This window comes from Sulfuricella sp. (assembly GCA_041651995.1).
Classification (GTDB): Bacteria; Pseudomonadota; Gammaproteobacteria; order Burkholderiales; family Sulfuricellaceae; genus Sulfurimicrobium.
Genome location: JBAZID010000010.1, coordinates 71,311 through 91,036, shown reverse-complemented (window position 1 = coordinate 91,036; position 19,726 = coordinate 71,311). Strand labels below are relative to the sequence as shown.

The 19,726-nt window shown below is 60.5% G+C and carries 19 protein-coding genes; all 19 read right to left on the bottom strand.

The features are described from left to right. Positions 1-154: biopolymer transporter ExbD (locus WC392_12230; GenBank protein MFA5243133.1), on the bottom strand; the 154-nt coding region annotated here is incomplete at its 3' end. Beyond that, positions 141-785, bottom strand: a complete 645-nt coding sequence (locus WC392_12225; protein MFA5243132.1) for a MotA/TolQ/ExbB proton channel family protein — start codon at positions 783-785, stop codon at positions 141-143. The genes WC392_12225 and WC392_12230, both read right to left, overlap by 14 nt. A gap of 103 nt (positions 786-888) precedes the next feature. After that, positions 889-1,518, bottom strand: a complete 630-nt coding sequence (locus WC392_12220; GenBank protein ID MFA5243131.1) for a TetR/AcrR family transcriptional regulator — start codon at positions 1,516-1,518, stop codon at positions 889-891. A 287-nt stretch (positions 1,519-1,805) separates the two neighbouring features. Continuing rightward, positions 1,806-2,930: a transaldolase gene (gene tal, locus WC392_12215; GenBank protein ID MFA5243130.1), complete on the bottom strand. Its 1,125-nt coding sequence runs from the start codon at positions 2,928-2,930 to the stop codon at positions 1,806-1,808. A gap of 25 nt (positions 2,931-2,955) precedes the next feature. Next, positions 2,956-5,367, bottom strand: coding sequence for a phosphoketolase family protein (locus WC392_12210; GenBank protein ID MFA5243129.1), 2,412 nt, complete (start codon positions 5,365-5,367; stop codon positions 2,956-2,958). 28 nt (positions 5,368-5,395) lie between these two features. Continuing rightward, positions 5,396-6,526 carry an acetate/propionate family kinase gene (locus WC392_12205; protein ID MFA5243128.1) on the bottom strand — a complete coding sequence of 377 codons (1,131 nt, stop codon included), beginning with the start codon at positions 6,524-6,526 and terminating at the stop codon, positions 5,396-5,398. A gap of 45 nt (positions 6,527-6,571) precedes the next feature. After that, the gene (locus tag WC392_12200; protein MFA5243127.1) at positions 6,572-7,279 is read right to left on the bottom strand and encodes a hypothetical protein; all 708 of its coding nucleotides are present in this window, start codon (positions 7,277-7,279) and stop codon (positions 6,572-6,574) included. A 17-nt stretch (positions 7,280-7,296) separates the two neighbouring features. Next, positions 7,297-7,707 carry a hypothetical protein gene (locus WC392_12195; protein MFA5243126.1) on the bottom strand — a complete coding sequence of 137 codons (411 nt, stop codon included), beginning with the start codon at positions 7,705-7,707 and terminating at the stop codon, positions 7,297-7,299. A gap of 34 nt (positions 7,708-7,741) precedes the next feature. After that, positions 7,742-8,194 carry a cytochrome c gene (locus WC392_12190; protein MFA5243125.1) on the bottom strand — a complete coding sequence of 151 codons (453 nt, stop codon included), beginning with the start codon at positions 8,192-8,194 and terminating at the stop codon, positions 7,742-7,744. A 1-nt stretch (position 8,195) separates the two neighbouring features. Continuing rightward, entirely contained in the window at positions 8,196-9,323 is a 1,128-nt protein-coding gene (locus WC392_12185; GenBank protein MFA5243124.1) for an ABC transporter permease, read from the bottom strand. A gap of 11 nt (positions 9,324-9,334) precedes the next feature. Beyond that, positions 9,335-10,459 (bottom strand): ABC transporter permease, encoded by a 1,125-nt coding sequence (locus tag WC392_12180; protein MFA5243123.1) that lies wholly within the window; start codon positions 10,457-10,459, stop codon positions 9,335-9,337. Then, on the bottom strand, positions 10,456-11,412 hold the full coding sequence (locus WC392_12175; GenBank protein ID MFA5243122.1) for an ABC transporter ATP-binding protein: 957 nt from the start codon (positions 11,410-11,412) through the stop codon (positions 10,456-10,458). Before WC392_12175 ends, WC392_12180 begins: the two co-directional genes overlap by 4 nt. After that, positions 11,409-12,347 carry an ABC transporter ATP-binding protein gene (locus tag WC392_12170; protein ID MFA5243121.1) on the bottom strand — a complete coding sequence of 313 codons (939 nt, stop codon included), beginning with the start codon at positions 12,345-12,347 and terminating at the stop codon, positions 11,409-11,411. The genes WC392_12175 and WC392_12170 overlap by 4 nt, the downstream gene beginning before the upstream one ends. Next, on the bottom strand, positions 12,344-13,207 hold the full coding sequence (locus tag WC392_12165; protein ID MFA5243120.1) for an HD-GYP domain-containing protein: 864 nt from the start codon (positions 13,205-13,207) through the stop codon (positions 12,344-12,346). The genes WC392_12170 and WC392_12165 overlap by 4 nt, the downstream gene beginning before the upstream one ends. Beyond that, a complete protein-coding gene (locus tag WC392_12160) occupies positions 13,204-14,208 on the bottom strand; it encodes an efflux RND transporter periplasmic adaptor subunit (protein MFA5243119.1) in 1,005 nt (334 codons plus the stop codon). The genes WC392_12165 and WC392_12160 overlap by 4 nt, the downstream gene beginning before the upstream one ends. Further along, on the bottom strand, positions 14,205-15,719 hold the full coding sequence (locus tag WC392_12155) for a TolC family protein (protein MFA5243118.1): 1,515 nt from the start codon (positions 15,717-15,719) through the stop codon (positions 14,205-14,207). Before WC392_12155 ends, WC392_12160 begins: the two co-directional genes overlap by 4 nt. A gap of 435 nt (positions 15,720-16,154) precedes the next feature. Beyond that, a complete protein-coding gene (locus tag WC392_12150; GenBank protein MFA5243117.1) occupies positions 16,155-17,354 on the bottom strand; it encodes a lipid A deacylase LpxR family protein in 1,200 nt (399 codons plus the stop codon). Continuing rightward, positions 17,354-17,578, bottom strand: coding sequence for a hypothetical protein (locus tag WC392_12145; GenBank protein MFA5243116.1), 225 nt, complete (start codon positions 17,576-17,578; stop codon positions 17,354-17,356). The genes WC392_12150 and WC392_12145 overlap by 1 nt, the downstream gene beginning before the upstream one ends. Positions 17,579-17,748: 170 nt before the next feature. After that, positions 17,749-19,650 carry a molecular chaperone HtpG gene (gene htpG, locus WC392_12140; GenBank protein MFA5243115.1) on the bottom strand — a complete coding sequence of 634 codons (1,902 nt, stop codon included), beginning with the start codon at positions 19,648-19,650 and terminating at the stop codon, positions 17,749-17,751. Positions 19,651-19,726: the final 76 nt, after the last annotated feature.

Sequence of the window (19,726 nt, the reverse complement as noted above, 5' to 3'; positions counted from 1 at the left end):
CTTTTCCCTGCGGCAGGTTCACCTGTAGCGAGTCAAGATTCTGCATCGCCAGCGAGGACAGCATGAAGGTCGCCAGCAGGAAGAACATCACGTCGATCATCGGGATGATTTCGATGCGCCCCTTGCGATATGTCCTGGATTTACGCAGCTTCATGGGCGTTACCCTGGTCCAGGCGGATGTGATCGATCAGGCGCGTGCCGAGGCGCTCCATTTCGTCCATGGTCTGGGATTGCACGCGCGAGAAGTAATTGAAGCCGAACAGGGCAACCAGCGCGATCAGCAGGCCGATGGCGGTTGCGATCAAGGCCTGGGCCACGCCGCCGGTCACCCCGGTGGGGTTCACAATGCCGCTGCCGCCGATGATCTTGAAGGCATCCATCATGCCGCCGATGGTGCCCATCAGCCCGAGCAGGGGCGCGGCGGTGACGATGGTTTCCAGCACCCACAAGCGGCGGGCCAGGGCGGTTTCGATCAGCTGGGCTTCGTCCGCCGCACGGGATTCGGTCCACCATGCCGGACGCTGCCGGTTGGCGATCACCACCTCGAAAAAGCGCCTGAAATAATGTTGTTCATGCAGCCCGTAAAGCCGCTTCTCCAGCTCATCCCAGGCAAAGCCGTAAGTCTCGACCAGCTTGAGCAGGTTAAGCGGCAGCCGGGCAAAGCGCCAGTAGATGTATGCCTTCTCCAGCATGATGGCGAGGGCAATGACCGCCAGCAGCGACAAAGGCAGGATGATCATCCCGCCGAGTTTTATGGCGATCCAGGTTTCTTGCAGGTCTTGCATGGGTAGCTCCGAATTGGGGAAGGTTATTCCCCATGGTTACTTGAAAAAAATGCCGTCCCCTCAATTCTGGCGTGATACGGATTGAGGGGTTTATGTCATAGGCCTAGTCCTGCCTTGCACTGTTTGCCCGCACGCCGCCAATGCCGTGAAGAAAAATGGGAAATACCAGCTTTCCCTCGGCAAGCAGTGATTTTCGTGCCTCTATGATGGAAACCCGCATTACCAGGCCCTGGATGATACCGGTAAACATGACGGCGGCGGCGTGCTCGTCCAGGTCCGGGCGGACCAGGTTTTGCGCCTTGGACCGGGCAAGAAGGCCGGTCACCTTGGCCTCGTAATCCGCCAGGATGCTGCGAATCAGTTCCCTGATCTTGGGGTTTTTTTTCAACAGTTGATCGGTAAATATCAGCTTCGGGATCGCAGGCACCTTGTCGACGAAGCCCAGGTGCGCAAAAAACATCTTCTCCAGGGAATCGAGCGGGTCGCTGCCCTGATCCGCCGCCATGTCCACCACGCTCATCAGCCGCCCACGCACCCAGTGAATGACCGCCAGCCAGATCATGTCCTTGGTGGGGAAATGGCGGAAAATTGCGCCCTGCGTGATGCCCACGGCGTTTGCCATGTCCTGCGTGGTCACACTGTCCACCCCCTGCTCACCGGCAAGTTCCACCGCAGCCTTGATGATTTCTTCCTGTCGTTCTTCCGTCGACAGCCGTTGCCTGTGTTCGCTCATTTCCTGCTTTCCTTGATCAATGTTTCATGAACCTAAAAACCTCAGTTCACACGGAGAAATCATGGCGTTGCCCATGTTTGCCAGTCCACTCGCCGAGTGAGTCACAAACAAGTTGTAACATGCTGATTTTTATCTGTGAGCTCCGTGTTCTCTGCGGCTCTCTGCTTTCGGTTTCTCCCATGCCTGGGTGCCATGCCTCGTTACAGCAAGCTCGTCAGTTTTCCGCAGGCCAGGCGCAAAAAATCAAAATTCTGCCAGCGCTTCTGCCTGGCCCGTTTCGTGCGGTCTCAACCCAAAAGCTCGATGCGGCGCTGCTCCAGCGCAGCCAGCAGCTTGTCGAACGGGGCGATGAATTTTTTCACGCCGTCGGCCTCAAGTTCATCGCTCACCTGTTCGAGGTCGATCCCCAGGCCCGCAAGCTGCACCGGCAATTCGTGCGCCGCTGTCAGGTCTTCTTCCAGGCGCAGCGCCGGGCGACCGTGGTCGCGATATGCGGCCAGGGTGTCTGGCGGCAGGGTGTTGACGGTGTCCGGCCCGATCAGCGCCTCGACGTATTTCACGTCGCTATAGTCCGGATCCTTGGTGCCGGTGCTGGCCCACAGCAGGCGCTGACTGCGCGCGCCCTGTGCCGCCAGCGCCTGCCAGCGCACCCCGGCTGTCCATTGTTTGTAATGCTGATACGCGAGGCGCGCGCTGGCAATCGCCGCCGCGCCGCGCAAAGGGTGGCGCGAAGTGCCGGTATCCGGCGGGGATAGGACATCGAGACGCTGGTCCACGAGCGTATCGATACGGCTCAGGAAAAAACTGGCCACCGATGCGACCTGATCGAGCGGCGCGCCAGTGGCGGCGCGCTGTTCCAGTCCGCGCACAAATGCGTCAGTCACTTCGCGGTAGCGCTGCAACCCGAACAGCAGCGTGACATTCACGTTCACGCCGGCGGCAAGCAGCGCCTGAATCGCCGGCAGACCGGCACGCGTACCCGGCACCTTGATCATGACATTCGGCCGGGCGAGCTGCGCCCACAGCTCGTGCGCCTCCTTGACCGTGGCATCGCAGTCATGCGCAAAATGCGGGGATACCTCGATGCTCACATAACCATCGCGCCCCCCTGATTTCTCATACACCGGCAACAGCAGGTCCGCAGCATGGCCCACATCGTCGCGGGTCAGGTTGTCGTAGAGATCACGCGCACTCGCTCCCGTGCGGACCAGGCTCGCAATGGCCGCATCGTAGTCATGACGCCCGGTAATCGCCTTTTCAAAAATGGCGGGATTGGAGGTCATTCCGGCCAGGCCATCGGCCTCGATCATGCGGGTGATCTCGCCGTTGTCGAGCATTCCGCGCTGGATATAATCGAGCCAGATACTTTGCCCGAGGGTGCGCAGCTTCAATAGTGAATTGTCCGTCATCATGTTCTCCTTGTCGTGTTGCCACACATTACTTCGCCTTCCACTGCCATTCGCGTATCTCGGGCATGTCCTCGCCATGGCTGGTGATGTACTCGCGATGTTCGATGCGCTTGTTGCGCATCGCCTGCTTGAGATGCGCTGCACGGTAACCCAGCGTCGGCACGCGGTCGATCACGTCCGCCACCAGATGAAAGCGGTCGAGATCGTTACGCACCACCATGTCGAAGGGCGTGGTGGTCGCGCCTTCTTCCTTGTAGCCACGCACATGCAGGTTCCTGTGGTTGGTCCGCCGGTAGCTCAGGCGATGGATCAGCCACGGATAACCGTGATAGGCGAAGATGATCGGCTTGTCGGTGGTAAACAGCGTATCGAAGTCCTTGTCCGACAGTCCGTGCGGATGCTCTTCCTTCGGCTGCAGGGTCATCAGGTCCACCACATTGATAAAGCGGATTTTCAGCTCGGGGGCGTGCTGCCGCAGGATATCGATGGCCGCCAGCATTTCCAGCGTGGGCACATCGCCTGCCGCCGCCAGCACCACGTCCGGTTCGCCGCCCTGGTCGTTGCTCGCCCACCCCCAGATGCCGATACCGGCGGCACAGTGCCGGGTCGCGCTCTCCATATCCAGCCACTGAAGCTGCGGCTGCTTGCCGGCCACAATGACGTTCACCAGATTGCGGCTCTTCAGACACTGCTCGGTGACGCAGAGCAGGGTGTTGGCATCCGGCGGCAGGTACACCCGGACGATATCGGCCTTCTTGTTGACCACGTGATCGATAAACCCCGGGTCCTGATGCGAAAAGCCGTTGTGATCCTGCCGCCACACATGTGAAGTCAGCAGGATGTTGAGCGAGGCGATGGGGCGGCGCCAGGGTATTTCGCGGCACACCTTGAGCCACTTGGCATGCTGATTGAACATCGAGTCGATGATATGGATGAACGCCTCGTAACAGGAAAACAATCCGTGGCGGCCGGTCAGGAGGTAGCCCTCGAGCCAGCCCTGGCACGTATGTTCGCTCAGAATTTCCATCACCCGGCCATCGGCCGCAAGATGATCATCTTGCGGCAAGTGTTCGGCCACCCATGCCCGCCCGGTCACCTCGAACAACGCACCGAGCCGGTTCGACGCCGTCTCGTCCGGCCCCATGACGCGGAAGTTGCACGCATCGAGGTTGGATTTCATCACGTCGCGCAGGTACACGCCCATGGCGCGGGTCGCTTCGCCCGGCACCGCACCGGGGCTGGGCACCTTGAGCGCGTAATCCCGGATGTCCGGCAACTTGAGATCCTTGAGCAAAAGGCCGCCGTTGGCATGCGGGTTGGCGCCCATGCGCCGTATGCCTACCGGCGCCAGAGCGGCAAGCTCGGCGTTCAGCGCGCCATTTTCCTCAAACAGTTCATCGGGCCGGTAACTCTTCATCCACTGCTCGAGCAGCCCGAGATGCGCCGGGTTCGTCATCTCGCCAAATGGCACCTGGTGGGAGCGCCACGAACCCTCGGTCTGCTTGCCGTCGACTTCCTTCGGCCCGGTCCATCCCTTGGGGCTGCGCAGAATGATCATCGGCCAGTTCGGGCGCGTCTTGACGCCATTGGCACGCGCGTCTTGCTGGATGGCCTGAATGTCGGCAATGGCCGTGTCCAGAATCGCGGCCATCTGCTGATGCATCAGCGCCGGGTCGGATCCCTCCACGAAATACGGCTTGTAGCCGTAGCCGATGAACAGGCTCTCCAACTCTCTGTGCGGTATACGCGCGAGCAGCGTGGGGTTGGCGATCTTGTAACCGTTGAGATGCAGGATCGGCAGCACCGCGCCGTCACGCGCCGGGTTCAGGAACTTGTTGGAATGCCATGCAGCCGCCAGCGGGCCGGTTTCGGCCTCGCCATCGCCGACCACGCAGGCGGCGATCAAATCCGGGTTGTCGAACACCGCACCGTAGGCATGCGATAACGAGTAGCCCAACTCGCCCCCCTCATGGATCGAGCCGGGCGTCTCCGGCGCCACGTGGCTCGGCACGCCGCCGGGAAACGAAAACTGCCGGAACAGTTTCTTCATGCCTTCGGCGCTCTGCGGGATATTGGAATAAACCTCGCTGTAGGTGCCTTCCAGCCAGGTGTTGGCGACCAGGCCCGGGCCGCCATGGCCAGGGCCTGCAATGTAAATCATGTTGAGGTCGTGCGCCTTGATCATGCGGTTGAGGTGGACGTAGATGAAATTCAGCCCCGGCGTCGTACCCCAATGGCCGAGCAGCCGCGGCTTGATGTGCTCGAGCTTGAGCGGCGACCTGAGCAGCGGATTGTCCAGCAGGTAAATCTGGCCCACCGACAGATAGTTCGCTGCGCGCCAGTAGGCATTCATCTTGCCCAGTTCAGTTGCAGACAGGGGACCATCCGGCTTTGTGCTGGCGGGCCTGGCTTGTTGCTGATCTCTCGCTTCAGAGTTCATCCTTGTACTCCTTTTGTCATGCGCTACATTAGCGGGTGATCACCGCCAGCGCCTCCTGCGCCAGGATTTGCTGCTCGTCCACGGGGATCACCCAGACCTCGATTTTGCTGTCAGGGTGGCTGATTCGACCCGCCTTCGCCACGGTCGTTTCATTTGCACCAGCATCCAGGCGCACGCCGGCCCATTCCATGTTCTTCAATATCGCCGCACGCACAGCCGGGGCGTGTTCGCCCACACCGCCGCCGAACACGATGGCATCGGCGCCGCCCAGCACCGTCAGGTAAGCACCGATGTACTTGCGAACACGGTAGGTATAGAGGTCAACTGCAAGACGCGCATGCGGATCCTCCGCGCGCAGCAGTTCGCGCATATCGCCACTGCTGCCTGAGAGGCCTAACAATCCGGATTCGGCGCTCAACACGCGATCGACATCCTCGGGCGACCAGTGCTCCACACGCTGCAGAAAACTGATCAAGCCCGGATCGACATCCCCAGAGCGGGTGGCCATGACCAGACCCTCCAAGGGCGAAAATCCCATGGAGGTGTCCTTCGGCAGGCCATCCTCAATTGCCGTGACCGAGCAGCCAGCACCGAGTTGCAATGAAATGATCCGGGTTTTGAGCGCCCGGTCCGGATTTAATGCCTGCCATCGCCGCCACATTGCCTGGTGCGCCAAGCCGTGGAATCCATAGCGCCGGATCTCGTGTCGATCCGCCAGCGCCCGGGGAATGGCGTAGGTTCTTGCCACCTCGGGCAGATTTGTATAGAACGCTGTATCGAATACCCCAACCTGCGGCGTATCTCCCAACATCGAACGTGCAGCGCCAATCCAGTGCAATGCCGTCGGATTGTGCAAGGGCGCAAGCGGTGCGAGACGCGTGATCTCATGCTCGGCCGCCTCGTCCAGCAGACAGGATTTCACCAGCTGCCGGCCACCATGCACCACACGATGCGCAACCGCTGCCACGCCGCCAGGCACATTCGCACCCACGAAGCGTTGCAGCACCTCCAGCGCACCCTCGCCGGCCAATGCATGATGCTCGGTTGCCAGTGCTGACAATGCCCGCCCTTCGTCGCAAGCGAACGCGGCCAGCCGCACGGATGAACTTCCGGTATTGACCGTGATAATGGTGCTGCCTGCATATTCGCGTTCAGTCATTGCCGTCTCCACAGGATCTTCTGGTATGGGTAGCATTTGCCGCTACTATCTCCCAGCATCCACCCCAGGTTTCAGCCGATCGTAAACAAGACGATACGAAACTGCTTTTTTGTCCGGCAGGTTGGCTGCTGCAACAATCATGAGCTGGCCTGTTGCTGAGTCGATCTGGTAATTCTGGACCAGTCTGGAGCCACCGGCCATCGTGGTCTCGACCACCAGCGTAGCGCCTTCCCAGCCAGCGAAGCTGACACGCTGCTGCAAACCGCCGCTGGCGGAAACGCTGGCGCCGCGAAGGTCGGTAAAAAGCCGCTGGCGCTGATCGTTCTCGTCAGTGATCAGCAGCATCGGATCTTCATGGGTGATATCGAGTTTTTCTGAAGGGGCCATGAGCGTGCTCAATTCCCGGGACGGCATCTCGCCGCGCCCACTCATTCCGCCTGATGGTCCGCGGCCCTGATGCCCGCCACCCATGCCGCCACCACCCATGCCGCCGCCACGTCCCTGACCACCCATGCCGCGCCCGCCCCCCTTTTCCTGCTGCATCGCTTTCATGGCTTCCTTGGCCTTTTCCTGCGGATCATCGCTGGCTTTGGCGTTGAGAATCCAATGACCGGAAAAATCCGTTCTTGATGGTCTTTCCGCAGCAAGGGCCGGCGGGGTTGTGTCGGCGGCAGACGCCAGCGAAGGGCTGGCACAGCCGGCCAATGCCAGTCCGATCCAGAGCACCGTGCTGAAGTGCCTGTTTACATCCATAACGGGCCTCCTTTTTTTCAGGCTGCTTTTGCGCGCACCAGCCCGCGCCAGGCAATGGCCGCAATCGTGACCCACACCAGCGTGCGCAGGCTCATGGCAACCACCGTGCGCGGCTCGAAGGCGCCGCCGGAAAGTATATGCACGCCGAAAGCCGCGAAAGTAAATACTGTCGCTATCACGATAGCAATGGCCAGCCCTACTGCCCAGCTTTGCCTCAGCCACAGCCCGATGCCCGCAACGACATAGGCGAAGCCCGCCAAAAAATTAAACCACAGCACGAATGGCACATAGTTGCCGGCCGCGGCGCGCGCCGCCTCGCCGCCGAACAGGATGGTGCCGCCTTCCTTGATGGTCAGCAGGCCGAAAGCGACCGCAACCAGGGAAATCGCCCAGGTCTGTAATCCGCGTTGTTGTGTGGGGGTGCTCATGAAATGACTCCTGTATTGTTAATGTAATAACCGGTCACTGAACGGCGTTTTTCTTGCCGTAGAAATGCTCGACGAACGGTTTGCGGAATTCGCTGTGGCAGTTGTAGCAACTGGTCTGGAGCTTCTGGAAGGCAAGGATGACGCCGGGGCCGTCCTTGGCCTTGGCTGCCTTGCCTACCGCCTGCGCCTGGTCGTGGGTTTCGCCGTCATAGTCCTTGTATTTGTCCATGTTGGTGCCAACAAAAGCCAGGATACGCAGTTTTTCGCCGAAGGGCGGCTTGGGATGATCAGCGATCAGTGGCGCGGTTTTTTCCACCAGCTCCCAGTCTCCGCGCGAAATCCCGCCAGTGATGAGCTGCATGTTCTTGCCCAGGTCCTTCATGATCTTCTGCAGGGCAAGCGGCTCGGCGGCGTGTGCGCCGCTTGCGGCGAGGAGCAGGCAGGAAGAGGCGAGGAGATTGAAGATCATCTTGCGGGGTTGTTTCATGTCAGACCATCCTTTTCTTGAATCGAAGCGAACTGATGAGCAAAAGTGCCGTTCCCAGCACCGCCAGGGCGGCGAACTGGGGCCACAGGATTTCCCAGCCGCTGCCCTTGAGGAAAATATCCCGGATGATAACCAGGAAGTAGCGCAGCGGGTTGAGATAGGTGAGCCACTGGGCCGGTTCCGGCATGTTCGAGATCGGGAACATGAAGCCGGACAGCAGCACAGCGGGCAGGTAGAAGAAAAACGACGACATCAGCGCCTGCTGCTGGGTCTGTGAAATGGTGGAGATGAACAATCCAATACCGATGGTGGACATCAGGTACAGCCCGGCGCCGAACAGCAGCAGCCCCAGGCTGCCGTGGATCGGCACGTGGAACCAGTTGATCCCGATAAAGGTGACCACCAGCACGTCGATGAAGCTGATCAGCACGAACGGCAGGGTCTTGCCGAGAATCAGTTCAAATGGCCGGATCGGCGTCACCATCAATTGCTCCATGGTGCCGATCTCACGCTCACGCACGATCGCCATGGCGGTGAGCAGCAGGGAGATCAGCAGCACCACCACGGCGATCACGCCGGGGACGTTGAAATAGCGGCTTTTCAGGTCGGGGTTGAACCAGGCGCGCGAGCGCAGCTCGATGGGGTTGGTCTGTTCCTGCGCCAGTTGGGTCAGTTCTACCGGGGCAGATCGCGCCTTGGAGAATTCCTGGGTGATGCGCTGGGCATAGTCCATCGCCACCGTGCCGGTATTCGAATCGGTACCGTCGACTATCGTCTGGATCACTGCCTGGCGGCCGGATTTCAGATCGTCGGCGAAGCCACGGTTGATCTGGATGCCGATGGTCGCCTTGCCGCGGTCGAGCAGTTCGCCCAGTCTTTGTGGATTGTTGGTATTGTCCACCACGGTGAAATAGCCGGAGGCCGTGAAGCGCTCGATCAAGGCGCGGCTCTGCGGGCTCTTGTCGAGGTCGCACACCGCGGTTTTGATGTGGTCCACGTCGGTAGTCACGGCATAACCGAACATGATCAGCTGGATCACCGGCATGACGAAGATCAGCGCCTTCATGCGCGGGTCGCGTAGCACCTGGATGAATTCCTTCACCAGCATGCGATAGATTCTTTCCCACATAATGTTCCCCGTCAGGCCAGTTTTTTACGGAACTTGCCGAGGGCGACGGCGAACACCACCACTGCGAACAGTCCAAGGAAGATCAGGTCGCCCGCCACATAAGCGGGGGGGCTGGCCTTGAGAAAGATGTTCTTCAGCACCTCGACGAAATAGCGCGCCTGCACCACGTGGGTGACCACTTGCAGGAAGTTCGGCATATTGTCGATGGAGTAAAGAAAGCCGGAGAGCAGGAAAGCCGGCAGGAAGGTGACCACCATCGCCAGCTGGCTCGCCACCAGTTGCGATTTGGCGATGGTGGAAACCATGATGCCAAGACTCAGGCCGCCTACCAGGAACATCGCGGTGACGCCGAGCAGAAAGAGAAAGCTGCCCCGGAGCGGCACATCGAACACCCATACCCCCATCGCCACCGAGAACAGCACGTCCAGCACGCCGATCACAAAGTAGGGTGCCATCTTGCCGAGAAAGAGCTCGATCGGCTGCACCGGCGTGGCGATCAACTGTTCCATGGTGCCGCTCTCCCACTCGCGCGAGACGGTGAGCGAGGTGAGCAGCGCGGTAATGACCGTCATGATTACCGCGATCAGCCCGGGGATGATGAACCAGCGGCTTTTGAGCTCGGGGTTGTACCAGACGCGCAGACGGTTATCCACGGCGAGCTCGATTTTGGTTCCCAGGTGCGTCGTGCTGTAGCGGTTGGTGATGGCTTCGGCATAGCCCATGGCAATGGTCGCGGTATTGGCGTCCGAACCGTCGGCAAGCAGTTGTACTTGTGTGGTCCGGCCTTGCTCCAGGTCGCGCGCGAAGTGCGGCGGAATCACCAGCGCCAGATGTGCCTTGCCCTGGTCGAGCAGCGCGCGCGCGCCAGTGTAGTTTTCCACTACCGCCACCACGCTGAAGTAGCTGGAGGCGGGGAAGCCTTCCAGGTAATTGCGGCTGGCAGCGCTCTTGTCCTGATCGTAGACGACGAGGTTGAGCGTCTTGATATCCATGGTGATGGCGTAGCCGAACAGGACCAGCAAGATCAGCGGCATCAGGAAGGCCATCGCCAGGGAGCGCGGGTCGCGGATGATATGGATGAATTCCTTTTTCACCAGCGCCCAAAGCCGGATCCAGGAAAACCTGGATTTTTTCATGTTTTTTCTCCTTGCTCGCGCTGCCGGTCATCGAGTTCGATCAGGGAAACGAACACGTCTTCCATCGAGGGGGCAACCTGTTTGATGCCCTGCACGGCGAAGCCTTGCTGCACAAGGAAGTCGTTCAGTGCTACGGTTGCAGTGGCCGCATCGCTGACCACTGCGTGCAGAGCGTCGCCGAACAGGGCGACCTCCTGTGTCAGCTTCGAACCTTCCAGTTGTTCCAGCGCATCGAATGGGCGTTCGACGCGAATTTCCAGAATGTCCTCGGGTATCAGTGTCTTGAGCTCGGCGGGTTTACCCTTGGCGATCATTTTGCCGTGGTAAATCAGCGCCAGCTCATCGCAGTATTCGGCCTCCTCCATGTAGTGGGTGGTGACGAAAACGGTGGTGCCACCATGCGACATCTGTGCGATCAGGTCCCAGAACTGGCGCCGTGAGAGTGGGTCCACGCCCGAGGTCGGCTCGTCGAGAAACAGTATCTGCGGTTCGTGCAGCACCGCGCAGCCCAAGGCCAGGCGCTGTTTCCAGCCGCCGGCCAGCGAGCTGGTGCGGTTGTTGCGCTTGTCCGTGAGACCCGCCATCTCCAGCACCCAGTCCTTACGCGCCTTGCGTTTGGCCCTGGGCACGTTGTAGATGCCGGTGTAGAAGTCGATGTTCTCCTCCACGCTGAGGTCGTCGTAGAGAGAGAATTTCTGCGACATGTAGCCGATGTGGCGCTTGATGGTTTCGGACTCGGTCATGACGTCGAAGCCAGCTACCCGGCCCGAGCCTGAACTGGGCAAAAGCAGGCCGCACAACATGCGGATGGTGGTGGATTTGCCCGCGCCGTTGGGCCCGAGAAAGCCGAACACCTGGCCCTTTTCCACGGTGAGCGAGATACGGTCGACGGCAACGAAATCGCCGAACACCCGGGTCAGGTCGCGCACTTCCACGGCGGATTCCGCGCTCATGCCGTCGCCTCCTCTTTGTTTCGCGTAAGCTGATAAATGAAGACGTCCTCCAGCGACGGGGTGATGGTGTTTTCGCCCAGTACGGAGATGTTGGCCTCGCGCAACACGGTGCGGGCCTGCTCCACCTCCCCCTTGTCTGCGGCGTAGAGGTGTAACTTGCCGCCGAACAGGCTGACGCGATTGGAGCCCAGCCGGGTGGCGAGAGCCTCCCGTGCGACGCGAGGTTGCCCGGTTTCCAGTTCCAGCAGCAGGCCGGGAATGCCTTCCTTGAGTTTTTGCGGCGTGTCGCACTGGATCAGGCGACCCTGGTGCATCAGGCCGACACGGGTGCAGCGCTCCGCTTCGTCAAGGTAGGCGGTGGAGACGAAGATCGTCACCCCTTCCTTGAGCATGGCGTAGAGAATGCGCCAGAAATCGCGCCGCGATACCGGATCGACGCCATTGGTGGGTTCGTCGAGGAACAGGATTTCCGGCTTGTGGATCAGGGCGCAGGCCAGGCCGAGTTTCTGTTTCATGCCACCGGAAAGGTCGCGCGCCAGACGTTTTCTGAACGGGGTCAGGTTGGAGAAGCCAAGCAGGCGCTCTTCCAGCGGCTCGCGTTCGCGCCGCGAAACTTCGTACAGGTCGGCGTAGAAACGCAGGTTCTCTTCCACGGAAAGGTCGCCATACAGGCCGAAGCGTTGCGACATATAGCTGATTCGGGATTTGATCTCTTCCTCGCCGCCCTGGATGGGAAAACCTGCCACTGTCGCACTGCCTTCGCTGGCGGCGAGAATGCCGGTCAGCAGGCGCATGGTGGTGGTCTTGCCGGCGCCGTCCGGGCCGACCAGGCCAAAGATTTCGCCGCGCCTCACTTCCAGGTCGAGCCCGCGCACCGCCCACATGTCACCGAAGACGCGGCCAAGGCCGCTGACCTGAATGGCGATATCGTTCATGGCATTTCTCCGTGCGCCGCGAACAGGGCTTCACGCACAGGGTTCTGTCTGATCACCGCCACGATTTCCGGGTCAAAGTGGCTGCCCGCCACCTGGGAAATTTCATCCAGCGCCTTGTTAAGCGTGGTAGCACGGCGATAGCTGCGGTTGCTGCTCAGTGCGTCGAAGGCGTCTGCAACGGCAATGATGCGCGCCGCGAGGGGGATGTCCGTGCCGCGCAGTCCGTCCGGATAACCGCTGCCGTTGAAGCGCTCGTGGTGATGGCGCACAGCCATGGCGTGGCGGCGCAAGGATGGAATAGCATGCAGAATGTCCGCCGCAGCGGCTGGGTGTTTCTGCACTTCGGCAAATTCTTCGATCGTAAGCCGGCTGGTTTTCGTCAGGAAGCGGTCGGGAATACCGATCTTGCCCAGATCGTGCAGCAGTGCTGCCTCGCTAACCGCATCCACCTCGGCTTCCGGCAGGCCCATGGCCTCCGCGATCAGGCGGGAGTAGCGCGCCACCCGGCGCCCGTGGCCGCCAGTGTAGGCGTCCTTGAGCGCGATGGCACTGTCGTAGGCGAGCAGGACCGATTCATAGCCCTGCCGCTTTTCGTTCATCAGTCCAGTCACCAGGCGCCGGTTGGCGCGCAGCAAGGCTGCCCACAACGCCGTGCTGAGCAGCAGAATAACGATGCCGCGCACCAGCAGAGGCATGAATCCGAAACGATCAGCCATGTCCAGATAAAAAGCTGCTGCCTCACCCACCACCACTATCACTGTGCCAGAAATCAAGTAGAGCAGCAGCATATTGCGGTCGCGCCGCTCCAGACGCTGCAATATCTGCCTGTCATGATCGAAGAGGATGGCTGCTGAAATCACTGGGCTGCCCCACCCTCAGCCGCAATATAAACATCAGCCGGCATGCCGGGCTTGAGCGTGCCGTCGCGGTTGTCCAGGGTCACGTTCACCGCGAATACCAGTTTCACCCGTTCTTCCTGGGTCTGCACGTTCTTGGGGGTGAACTCCGCCTGGGACGAGACATAGCTCACGCGGCCATCGAATTCCCGGTTGGGAAAAGTGTCAACCTTGATCTTGGCGGCGGCGCCCAGACGCACCTTGCCGATCTGGTTTTCAGGAATGTAGACCCGTACCCAGGGCCTGGAAATATCGGTAACCGTCACTACCGGGCGCCCGGCACCCAGGGTTTCGCCCACTTCGGCATGCTTGCGGGTGACCACGCCATCGACCGGACTTTTTACCTGCAAATCTTCACGGGCGACACTGGCGGCCTCGACAGCCGCCTGCGCTTCGTCGAGTTGCGCGCGTGCGGCGTTGATGGTCTCGGGGCGATAGCCGCTTTGCAGCAGCTTGAGCCGCTCCTGCGTGGCATTTAGCTGCTGGGCCGACACGGCGGCGGCGGTGCGGTCCCTGTCGCGCCGCTGCTCACTGGCGGCACCGCCAAGAAAGAGCGCTTCGGAACGCCGGGCTTCCTCTTCCAGGTTGGCCAGGTTGGCGCGCGCCTGTTCGACCTGGGCGCGCGCCTCGGCGATTTCCTGCGGGCGGTAGCCCTGCTCCAGATCTTTCAGACGCGCCTGGGCGGCCTGTTGTGCGGATTCCGCCTGATGCAGCCGAGCGACAGATTCGCGCTCGTCGAGGGCGGCCAGCAGCTCGCCCGGCTTGACGTGGCTGCCTTCCTCCACCGGCCGGCTGTGCAGGATGCCGGGCATGCGGAAGGAGACGGCGATTTCGGTGGCATCCATCGTGCCCGAAGCGAATACCGTGCCGTTATCCGGCGGTGCTTCCCAGGGCGCAAGCTTCCACAACACGGCGGCGCCGATGCCTGCGGCGAGGATGCCGACGATTACAATCTTTTTATTCATAGCCTTGCTCCTTGCTGGGTAGAGTGCCCCGGAAGACCCGTTGCGGTGAGCCTTTGACGGGGTGAAATGCCGACGTTCGCGTTCCGGTTGATCGGCTCGCCGCCGCAGTCCATGCCGCCGCAGTGCCATGAGAGGTATTGGGTGAGGGTATGCGGGTCAATGCCGGACAAAGAATGCTCCGCACCCGATTTTTTGCCCGCGGCCGGCGGCCTGAAGCTGTCTGGATCGAGCTCGCCGATGGCGCGCAGCAGCCGTGCCTGGCTCACGCTGATGTCGTACCCCGCCTGGAGCCGGCTCGCAATGGCGGCCCAGAGGGCGGATTCGGCGCCGAGCAGGTCGGTGATGGTGTTCTCCCCGCCGTGGTAGCGCAGGGTTTCGATGCGCAGCGCTTCGCTGGCTTCGCTTTCGCCCTGGGTGGCCGCTTCCAGCCGGGCGCGGGATTCGGTCAGAGCGCCGAAAGCCTGTTCGACCTCGCTGGCGATCCGGTTGCGTGCGTCTTCCTGCTGCAGGGCGTTTTGCCGCTGTTCAAGACCCGCCTGTTCCACCCGGCGCTTGCGGATGCCGCCATCGAACACGGGCAGGGACAACTGCACGCCCATCTGCCAGTCGTCGTAGCCTTTCCAGTCGCCGCCGGCGCTTTCCTGCGCCTTGGCCACCAGATTGATTTGCGGCAGCCGGTCGCCGCGGGCAATGGCGGTTTTTTGCTGTGCCGCGCGGCCCATGGCATCGAGCCTGAGAATATCCGGGCGCTGCTGCAAGGCGCGGCCCTTCGCCTCTTCGGCCGAAACCGGCAGAACCGGGGCGGTTGCGCCCAGCTCGGACAGAATCGGTGCCGGACCGCTCTCACCCAGCAAGGAGGCCAGCAGCGACAACGCATCTTTCTCTCCCTGCGTGACGGACACCTTGTCGTAGCGCGCCTGGGACAGCTGAGTCTGGAGCCGGATCAATTCAAGCCGGGCGGCGCGCCCCTCCTGGATACGCAATCCGATGTCTTTTTCCTCCTGCTGCAGTGCCCTGATGCGGGCATCCAGCACTTTTCCGAGTTGGCGGAAATGCAGCGCCTTGGTGTAGGTGGCGGCGACATTGAACAGCAAGTCCTGCCCGCCGGCGCGCAATGCCTGAACGGAAGCCTCGCGGTTATGCGCGGCCAGCGCCTCGCCGGCCACCAGCTTGCCGCCACTGTAAAGGGGCAAAGTCAGTGCCAGGCCGAGATTGGCGATATCCCTGTCCATCGGCGGGAAGACGCCAGCCTCGCGGATCGGCGTAACGAAGGTGGGGTAGGCATAGCGGGTGTAAGCCGCGTTCAGGTCGACCTTGGGCAGATGCTGGCTGCGGGCGACGCCCTGCTCCAGCGTTTGCCTGCTGACCTCGACCTGCTGGCTTTTGATTGCCGGGTTGGATTGCGCGGCTCGTTCCATCGCCTCCCACAAGGACAGCGGATCCGCAGCAAAAGCCGCTTTCCCGGCGGAAAGAAAGAAGGTGAACAGCAGCAACCGTGACAAGGGTTTCATAATCGGATTCATCCTGAATTTTGCTTCCTGCCTGATATAAGTAAGTGATCTATTACTTACTTTATATGCGTAAATATGATTTGTCAATAGTTATTAGTGTTATTTATCTAATTGTAACAACATGTTTTCATTGGAATAATATTCCAGCCAAATACGACACGTGAAAATAATCATTCGAATACTTGATACTGCTGTAAATCGGATAGCGGACGTTTTGCTCCAGTTCGGGAAATTGACGTTATTGGGGCGTCAATCAAGCAAAGGGGAGAAGAGATGGCAGATAGCCAAAGAGAACACAGAGTTCACAGCGAGAAATTGGCATGTTACATCCTGTTTGTGGCTCACCCGGCGGGTGAGGCTGGCAAACGTGGGCAAGCCCCTGTCTTCTCTCTGCTCTCTCTGCTCTCTGTGTTCTCTGTGGCGTGCAATGCGTTTTTAGAAGTCAATGCTCAGCGCGACAGAGCCATAAGCCTGGTTTGGCCCCTGCTCCTCGAATTCCCGCGAACGGTAAACTCGCATCACGGCCAACTTGACGCCGTGTCCAGCCACCAGGCCATGAGCGCTGACCCCGACAGCAGCATGGGCAACCCATGGCCGGCGGGTGACGCTGTGGCTTGACCGGAAGAGGTTGCCGTCGAGCGAAAAGTCATGCGCGACGAGCTTTGTTTCCATCATCCCGAAGAGGTGAACACCTGGTCGCGGCCTGGCGACCGACGAAAGGGCATCGCCTGAGCTGCGATGAACGGCGTCGGCGGATGGCGGACGATTTTCGGCGCCGGGTCTGATCGGATAGGTGCCGAAGTCGTTCGGCAGATTCCAGCCGATACGCCCTTCGATGCCCAGGGAGGCGGAGGTTTCGATGTTGCCTAGCCGCAACCCCAGTGAGCGGATCGAATCGGCAGAGAAACCGGGCGTGATCGCGCCCGTTCCGCGATAGTCCTTGAATTTTCGATCCATGGCCAATTGCAGCGCAGGCTCATTCTTCAACTGATGTTGCCAACCGAGAAACCTGTCGGCACCGATCGCATCGTGAACCCAATTTTGCGACTGCTCCGCGAGAGACAACGGGCCGATGACGCCCAGGGTGATCTCGCGTGTATCGAGTATTTCCGAATTGCCTTGCGGCTCATGTTTCCGGCGGTTCCACGACATGCCCACGTACAGCAAGCCCGCGTAGGGCCGATCATCAATGACCAGATCGGTCCTGGCAGGATCTTGCGGTGTGAACATGGATTGGCCAAATTTCACCACCACGTTTTGCGTATGCGCGGAGTTTTCCGCATCGGACCAAAAACCGGGGTTCAGAAACTTGATGAGTTCCGCATGCAGTCGTACCGGTGTAGGCAGGCACTCGGTTCGAAGCCTGCCGGCGATGTCGTGCGAAACAGCGCTGAATGCCACGCCGCTAGTGTAATTTTGGTCGGTCCCGGTAAAAAGATCGTTCTCCAGTCTTGCGGTTCCCCCGCGGAATCTGGCGACCTCATCCGCCATGCAACCCCTGATGCTGGAGGTATCTTCATTGGCGGCTTGCGCGATGGCCGGCACAATGTGGAAAAACAGCGTGAGTGCCCACGCGGCTTTCCCCCGCCACTGCCTTGCCGGCAGAAGCCTCGTGAATGGAGGCCTGCATGGCATCACGCCAGACGCCGCGCCAACCGGCGCCAGGCAATGGCTGCGATTGTCACCCATACCAGCGTTCGCAGGCTCATGGCGATCACCGTGCGCGGCTCGTAGGCGCCGCCGGAATAGATGTGCATGCCGAAAGCCGCGAAGGCGAATGCCGTCGCCAGGGCGAGCGGATCGGCGGCAAGTGCGCCGCTTACCAGGAACAGCAGGCAGGAAGTGGCGAGTAAATTCAAGATCGTATTACGGGGGTGTTTGATGCCGGGCATCCTGATTCCTGAAACAAAGTGAGTAATCGATTACTAACTTAACATACGCCAATTTGCCTTGTCAACAACCAGCCCCTATCCCGGCAACCCCATAAAGAAAGGGCGCCGAAGCGCCCTTTTCATTTCAAGCAAGATGCTTACATCGTCACCCACAGCTCGTTCAAACGCCGCACGAAGCTGGCTGGGTCTTCCAGTTGCCCGCCCTCGGCGAGCAGGGCCTGGTCGAACAGGATGTGGCTCCAGTCGCCGAATTTTTCGCTGTCGGCCTGGTCCTTGAGGCGCTGCACCAGCGCGTGCTTGGGATTGATCTCCAGGATAGGCTTGGACATCGGCACGTTCTGGCCGGCCGCTTTCAGGAGGCGCTCGAGGTTGCCGCTCATGTCGTGCTCGCCCGCCACCAGACAGGCCGGGGACGACGTCAGACGATGCGTGACGCGTACTTCATTGACCCTGTCGGCCAGGGCTTCCTTGATCTTCCCGGCCAGACCTTTGAAGGCGTCGGCTTCCTGCTCCTGCTCCTTTTTCTCTTCCTCGCCCGCCAGCTTGTCGAGATCGAGGTCGCCCTTGGCCACGGATTGCAGTTTCTTGCCATCGAATTCGGTCAGGTGGGAGATCATCCACTCATCCACGCGATCCGACAGCAACAGCACTTCCACGTTTTTGGCGCGGAAGAATTCGAGGTGCGGGCTGTTTTTGGCAGCGGCGAAAGTGTCGGCGGTGACGTAGTAGATCTTGTCCTGCCCTTCCTTCATGCGGCAGAGGTAGTCGGCCAGCGATACCGTCTGTTCCTCATTATCGGCATGGGTGGAAGCGAAGCGGACCAGTTTGGCGATGCGCTCCTTGTTGGCGAAATCCTCGCCCACGCCTTCCTTGATCACGCGGCCGAATTCCTTCCAGAAGTTCGCGTATTTCTCGGCCTGGTTCTCGGCCAGCTCTTCCAGCATCCCCAGCACCTTCTTCACCGAACCGCCGCGAATCGCCTCGATATCCTTGCTTTCCTGCAGGATCTCGCGCGAAACATTGAGCGGCAGGTTGCTGGAGTCGATCACCCCGCGCACGAAGCGCAGATAGTGGGGCATGAGCTGCTTGGCGTCGTCCATGATAAAGACGCGGCGCACATACAGCTTGATGCCGTGGCGCTGCTCGCGGTCCCACAAGTCGAACGGCGCGCGTGCCGGGATGTAGAGCAGCTGGGTGTATTCCTGCCGGCCTTCCACCTTGGCGTGGACGTGGGCCAGCGGCGCTTCAAAGTCGTGCGCCACGTGCTTGTAGAATTCGTCGTACTGTTCCTGGGTGATTTCGCTCTTGGGGCGCGCCCACAGGGCCGAAGCCTGGTTGGCGGCTTCCAGCTCATCCTTGACCACGGATTCCTTCTTCTCCTCGTCCCACTCTTCCTTGTTCATCATGATGGGCAGGGTGATGTGGTCGGAATACTTGCGGATGATGGATTTGAGCTGCCAGCTGGAGAGCAGCTCTTCCTCGCCCTCGCGCAGGTGCAGGATCACCTCGGTGCCGCGGCCGGACTTGTCCACGGTCTCCAGGGTGTAATCGCCCTCTCCGGCCGATTCCCACTTCACGCCATGCTCTGCGCCCAGACCGGCGCGGCGGGTGATCAGGGTCACCTTGTCGGCGACGATGAAGGCGGAATAGAAACCCACGCCGAACTGGCCGATCAGGTGCGCATCGCGGGCCTGGTCGCCGGTGAGCGCCTCGAAGAACTGGCGCGTGCCGGATTTGGCGATGATGCCGATGTGCTCGATCACTTCCTGGCGGTTCATGCCGATGCCGTTGTCGGCAATGGTGACGGTGCGCGCGGCCTTGTCGAAGCTCACGCGGATTTTCAGATCGGGATCGGTTTCCCACAATGCGTCGTCGGACAGCGCCTCGAAGCGCAGCTTGTCCGACGCATCGGAGGCGTTGGAAATCAGCTCGCGCAGGAAAATCTCCTTGTTGCTGTACAGGGAGTGGATCATCAGCTTCAGCAGCTGCTTGACTTCGGCCTGAAAGCCCAGGGTTTCCTTGTGTGCTTCAACAGTCATGGTGCTCGTTCTCCGGTTGATGATAAAAACTGGAGACTACATGGGAGCGGATTTCCCCTGTTTCAAGAGGGGTTTA